We start from the raw sequence: 6,195 nt of genomic DNA, 5'->3' as shown, positions 1-6,195 counted from the left end.
TTTCATATAGTGATGACAATATTTTGAAAGCTCAGGCTTTCTTCTGATTTCCTGATAGATACGTTCCTTAGATATGCGTTTCCCCTCTTTTTTCAGATGTCCTGAAATTTGTTCCGGAGACCATCCTTTCCCTTTGAGTAACTTTATGGCAAGCTCCAGCACCCCAGGTTTTATTGCTGTGTTGCGTACTATTCGCTCCCTCTTTTCACGGGCCATTTCATCAGCCTGTTTGGGATTATATCTAGCGGTCTTTGTCCTACTACGCTTCAACTCACGTGAAATGGTGGATGCTGAACGTTTCTTTTCGGGAAGAGGATTACCGGAGGATATGGCTGCTTCCTCTTCAATACGGTTTAATTCGTCTGCTATGGCTTTTAATGAAAAACCATTTTGGCGCATGGTAGAAATTGTGTACCTTTGCGCAAGGGTTAATTGATTGTACATAAGCAATACAAAGTTAATTAATCTTGGGGAGACTTCGGTCTCCCTTTTTGTTTTTTTGCATTGCCACAGGGAAAGGTTTTCTTAGCCATACGTACCTCCTAAAATAATGAAAGCGGGGCTGAAATCAGACAGCCTCGCTCCTTTACACTATTTCAGTGTGGTACATGAATCTATTGCTTGGTTGAGTTGCTCCTCAGCAGAGCTCGCCTCCTCTTTGATTCACGAGGCAAAGTTAACACTTTCCTCCTTGAATCTACTACTTTTAAAGACCAAAACGTTGCACTTCGTTTTGGAATCTACAATTTCAAAATGACCAGGCTCGTTAAAAGCAATCAGACAATGCTATTTATTAACACAGATATTAGCAGTTTCCCATTTATGTGTATCAGAACATTTAATATTCAAGACTTGATTTCCTACCTGCATACGGAAATCACCTTTCTCAAGTATCCATTTTCCGTCAGCACCTACAAAAGCAAGATCACTTCCTTTGATAGTCAATGTTACAGTTTTGGTCTCACCTGGCTGTAATTCCACTTTCTTGAATGCGCGCAGCCTGCGATTCTCTGGTGTGAGCGATGCTACCAAATCGCTGCTGAACAACATTACAACTTCTTTACCTGCAATCTTTCCAGTATTTGTAACGTCTATTGTAAATTCCAGTTTTTCGTTTTCAGTAAAAGTATCTTTGTTCACACGCAGATTCCTGTAATCAAAAGTAGTATAACTCAAACCGTAACCGAAAGGCCATTGAACAGAAATTACAGCATCATAATCGTATGCACCTTCCATCTTATCCATTTCCTCGCTTACACGATAATCGTATGTAGTAAGTTCAGCTTGGTTTCTTGGATATGTATATGGCATCTTAGCACTTGGATTTGCATCACCGGCAAGGATATTTGCCAATGCATCTCCACCATAATTACCAGGCAACAAGATATTGATTACACCGTCTGCCAAAGGTTCAATGTCACTTATAATACGTGGGCGACCGCCATTTATTACAAGAACAATAGGCTTGCCTGTCGTAGCAAGAGCTTTAACAAGGTTACGCTGGTTTTCAGAGATTGCAAGGTCTGCCAGATTTCCAGGAGTCTCGCAATATGAATTTTCGCCTATACATGCGATGATTACATCTACATTCTTTGCTGCAGCCACAGCTTTTTCTATTTCAGGAGTGCTTTCTTCGTAATACGCTCCTTCGGCAACGTATGTAACTCCTTGTTCTAGGGTTACCAAATCAGCGCCAAACTTGTTGCTTACAGCTTCGTAGATGGTATTATACTCACCTGCAAAACGGTCGGCAAGATGTCCTTGCCATGTATAACTCCATCCGCCGTTAAGGCATCTCATTGAATTTGCATTAGGACCTGTCACGAGGATTTTCTTACCTTTTGCCAATGGTAATATGTTATTATTGTTTTTCAGCAATACTTCCGATTCTTCGGCTGCTCTAAGTGCGATTGCGGCATGTTCCTTACTGCCGAATTTAGGATAATCCTTATAGTCAGTATTAGGTTTTTCAAAAAGTCCCAAACGGTATTTCAGACGGAGAATACGACGTACGGCATCATCAATACGACTCATCGGCACTCTTCCCTCTTCTACCAATTCCTTCAACAGTGTACAGAAATCAAGATTGTAAGGTTCCATAGCCATATCGATACCCGCATTGATGGCAATTTCAATAGCTTCCTTTTTGTTGGCTGCTATTCTTTCACGAGTATATAGGTTATTAATATCCGCCCAGTCGGTAATCAACATTCCGTCCCATTCCAGATCTTCTTTAAGCCATTCTGTGAGTAACTGCCTGTTGGCATGCACAGGCACACCATTAATGGAAGCACTGTTTACCATTATTGTCAGCGCACCAGTTTCTACGCAAGCCTTAAACGGAGCAAAACACTTCTCTCTCAAATCAGATTCTGATATATATGCAGGAGTACGGTCTTTACCAGTACGGGACATGCTGTAACCAAGGTAATGCTTGACAGAAGCAGCTACACGGTCTTCTGAAACATGATTAGGGTCATCTCCCTGAAAACCACGAACAGCCTCACTGCCCATTATGGCATTAACCAGACAGTCCTCCCCATAATTTTCCCAAACACGCGACCAGCGAGGATCTCTTGCCATATCCACCGTTGGTGAATAAGTCCAAGGACAGTTGCTTGCTCGTGTCTCGTATGCAGTTATAACGGCCGACTCGTATGTCAGTTCAGGATTAAAGGATGCACCAAGATTGATATTCTGCGGGAAAAGCGTTCCACCAAGGGTATAAGTAGTACCATGAGTCTGATCCAAGCCGTAAATACAAGGAATACCTATTTCCTTCATAGATACTTCCTGAATATAACCGATGATTTCTTTCCATTTCTCACGGCTTTGAGCAACCGGTCCGGGAGCATTCAGTACAGATCCGACCTTGTACTTTCCAATTGCATTTTTTACTTTTTCCTTATCCAGTTTGAACTCTCCGCCCACCACATTGCCAAGAACATCTATTGACAGTTCTGTCATCTGTCCGACCTTTTCTTCCAAGGTCATTCTCGCTAATGTAGCTTCAACCTTCTTCTCTATTTCTGTATCTTTCGTCAAACTGACAGGAGTTGCCGCCTGTACGAAGCAGGCAGCATTTCCTATTATTGACGATACCAATAATACTTTTCTTAAATTCATATTTATCAATTTTTTTCTTGGTTAATAAATTATTCTTCGTAAGTAATTCTATCAACGTAATATCCGAAACCTACACAAAGGAATCCATCTTGCGAATTCAACAAGTCAAGTATCTCATGTGACATAATTATGTCACTAACACCGTCCGCATAAACATCAAACTCAGGGTACCCGGGAAGTTCTGTCCACCATCCGGAAGAGAATCTGATTTTATGATAGCTATCATCAGATTTAATTGAGTAATATACCTTTAATTTTGTTCCTACAGGCAAATTCTTCACATCATTCTGCACCGCATCAAACAACCTGTTTGGATCACCTTCAGGTAAATCCCATGATACATAATGATGTCCATTCCATAATTCAACTTCCAATGGAGAGTCTTTTACCGTAACTGCAAGTTCTGTCTTTATCTCACCATCAATAAAGAAACTAACATTTTCTCCGGATTTGGATATACCTGTCAATACATAATCTCCGTCTGCAATTGCAGGTGAAATGAATGTAAGACGAGTTGAATACTGTTCAACGAATGTAGTGATTGTATTTCCACCCAATGACAACGAAACGACCTTGTCAAGATTCAAACCGGTAATAGTCCACTCAGCATCAGGACGCTTGTTTTCAGGTCCTGCAGTAATCAACGGCTTGGAAGTAACATCCATTGTATTAGCACCGTATCTACTGCCTTCCACATCTATAAATTCCACACGATACTCACCGTCAGACAATTCTGAAGGAATTTTAAATTCAATATAACCATCTGATTCCACGTATGTTATATCAGAGATTTCCACTTCCTGATTAGTTTTAGACTCGGCAATGTTTATCTGCTTTAATGCTACTTTTGCAACCTTTTCAAGATTTGTTCCACTAAGACGTGCCCATCCTCCAGTTGCGACAATACGTTCTGATATTACTTCTTCACTCTGAGGATCTTCAGCCAAAGCTTTTATTTTTACAAGTCCTTCACGGAAAGTTGTCTTTCCTACAGGAGTTGAGACATCAACCCTAAGATGATAAACACCAGCATTAAGATTCATCTCGAGCGTCTTTTCTGTTCCGACTTCTTCACCGTCAAGAGTCCAAACCACAGAAGTGAAATCAGCAGGCGTAGTTGTTACTGTTATTGAAAACAATACATCCCTGTCTATTTCAGAAATAGTTCCCAGTCCACCATTAGCGTCACGCTCCGGAAACGTAGGAGCTATGATACGAGGCTCGTCATCTGCTGTTGCAGTAGAAAATGGCTCTTCTTCACTACAAGATGTAAAAGAGAAACCTGCACCGAGCAATATAAATAATATCCAATATATATTTTTCATTTTAATACGAAATTTAAATTGTTTAGTGTACTAGATTTTTATTCTTTATCCCACCATACAGGAATATTCCAACTGTTAGTTCCACCCATACGGTCCAAAGCTTCCTGATAACCTTCCTTGTTGTAAGAAGACTCAAGTATAGGATAGCACAAACGTACAGGAATGTCGTATCCACCAGTAAGCTTGTCTGCCGCATAACCATATTCTGCAGGAGATTTCAGCTTTGGATATCCTGAACGACGTATGTTAGCCCAACATTCTGACAGATTATGGAAGTGAAGAATCCAAGCCTGAGTATTTATTGCTTCTTTCTTGCCTTCGTCACTAAGAGCAGAAATAGGGTGATTTGCTATATAATCGTTTATATCCTGATCGTCAATTTCGCAATCATAGTTATCAACTAGAAAAGCCATCGAAGCCTTAACTCCATTTTCGTAATGCTGCTCAACAGATGTAGCACCTACGTTCCATCCTTTAAGCTTAGCCTCGGCCAATAGGAACTCAACCTCAGCGTATGTCATCACAACACCTGGGTTGTCAGATTTAAGGAAATTCTGGGCCAATTTAGGACGGGTAGCATCCTGTAACCATGGATTTGAGTAATTCGTATTGCCAGGATACCTTTCTTTAAGGTCCGCTATAATTTCACTCCAATATCCATTATCCGGCCATGGTTCATACCAGAATTCACCTGGCTTAGAAGGGTTGAACTGTGCACCCAGTTCCAGCATTTCGTCTGTCAGATCAATACGGTTATTAGGATTTGACTGAGTCAGACCCTTGTCGAAATAACAACGGGTAAGTGCAAAAGTACGAGGGTCGTCATTGTCCTTCAAAGTATTGAAGAAAGTAGAACAGATATAAGTCTGATTATTTGCAGGGTCATTACCAAAATACAACTGTGACAAAGCGTTACGTCTGTAATCTGTATATGCTTCCTGACCAAAATTGAATGTAAGCTCCATATATTCAATCAATGCGTCATCATCAGCACTTGTCATATAGCCGGCAGGATCTGTAAATGCCTTTTCAAACTCTTCCTGCGCCTTCTGTGGAGAAACATCAGATATACGCATAGCATAACGCATACGAAGAGAATTTGCTAGCTTTTTCCATTTTCTTATATCTCCATTAAATATCACATCACCTGTGATTTCATCTTTCTTATCGTCTAAAGCGGCAGCGGCTTCAGTCAGTTCTGTAAAGAAACTGTTGTAGATTTCCTCTTGTGTATCATAACGTGGACTTGTTATACCACTGATAAAACCTCTGGCTGCCTCTGAGTATGGAGCATCACCGTATGTATCTGTTATGATAGACATAAGATATACTTTGTAAATCACAGCAGCGGCATGTATGTTCACTTTGTTCTCGTCACCTTCTGTCTTTACCTCAACATCTACAAGATTCTTGATTCCTGTAGTATAAAGATTTGTCCAAAAACGATTCATTTCGTTATTGTCAATTTTGTGCTGACCTCCGTAGTTTGTTGTATTCCAACATCCCATAAGCTGCTGCGTAAAGGCACCTATATAGCTTCGGTATATTTCTATCATTCCAAGGTCGCCGTATGTCTGTAGTTCGGCAAAAGTCAACTGTGAATTTGGGTCAATATTTTCAGCTTTCGACGGGTCTGTATTCATGTCATTCATGTATTCATCACTGCAAGCTGTAAAAGCAAGTGCTAATGCCATGCACATTGCTGTTTTTATATATGATTTGTAACGTTTCATTGTGTATTTCT

4 protein-coding genes are annotated in these 6,195 nt (G+C 40.5%); all 4 read right to left on the bottom strand.

All coding sequences use genetic code 11. From position 1 onward, the window contains the following. Positions 1–444, bottom strand: a 444-nt coding sequence (locus QUW60_RS06985; protein WP_289559431.1) for a helix-turn-helix domain-containing protein, incomplete at its 3' end; no start/stop codon positions are given. A 342-nt stretch (positions 445–786) separates the two neighbouring features. Beyond that, on the bottom strand, positions 787–3,126 hold the full coding sequence (locus QUW60_RS06980; protein ID WP_289559430.1) for a glycoside hydrolase family 3 N-terminal domain-containing protein: 2,340 nt from the start codon (positions 3,124–3,126) through the stop codon (positions 787–789). 29 nt (positions 3,127–3,155) lie between these two features. After that, complete coding sequence (locus QUW60_RS06975; RefSeq protein ID WP_021847153.1) at positions 3,156–4,451, bottom strand: hypothetical protein; 1,296 nt, start codon at positions 4,449–4,451, stop codon at positions 3,156–3,158. A gap of 38 nt (positions 4,452–4,489) precedes the next feature. Beyond that, entirely contained in the window at positions 4,490–6,184 is a 1,695-nt protein-coding gene (locus QUW60_RS06970) for a SusD/RagB family nutrient-binding outer membrane lipoprotein (protein ID WP_289559427.1), read from the bottom strand. Positions 6,185–6,195: the final 11 nt, after the last annotated feature.

This window comes from Bacteroides gallinaceum (assembly GCF_030373775.1).
Lineage (GTDB): Bacteria > Bacteroidota > Bacteroidia > Bacteroidales > Bacteroidaceae > Phocaeicola > Phocaeicola excrementipullorum.
Note: the sequence above shows the minus strand (reverse complement) of the source record. Positions and strands in the feature narration are given on the sequence as shown.

What these genes read in the sequence shown, in the direction of transcription:
- QUW60_RS06980 (WP_289559430.1), bottom strand. Translation starts at nt 3,126, where the DNA reads ATGAATTTAAGAAAAGTATTATTGGTATCGTCAATAATAGGAAATGCT.
- QUW60_RS06975 (WP_021847153.1), bottom strand. Translation starts at nt 4,451, where the DNA reads ATGAAAAATATATATTGGATATTATTTATATTGCTCGGTGCAGGTTTC.
- QUW60_RS06970 (WP_289559427.1), bottom strand. Translation starts at nt 6,184, where the DNA reads ATGAAACGTTACAAATCATATATAAAAACAGCAATGTGCATGGCATTA.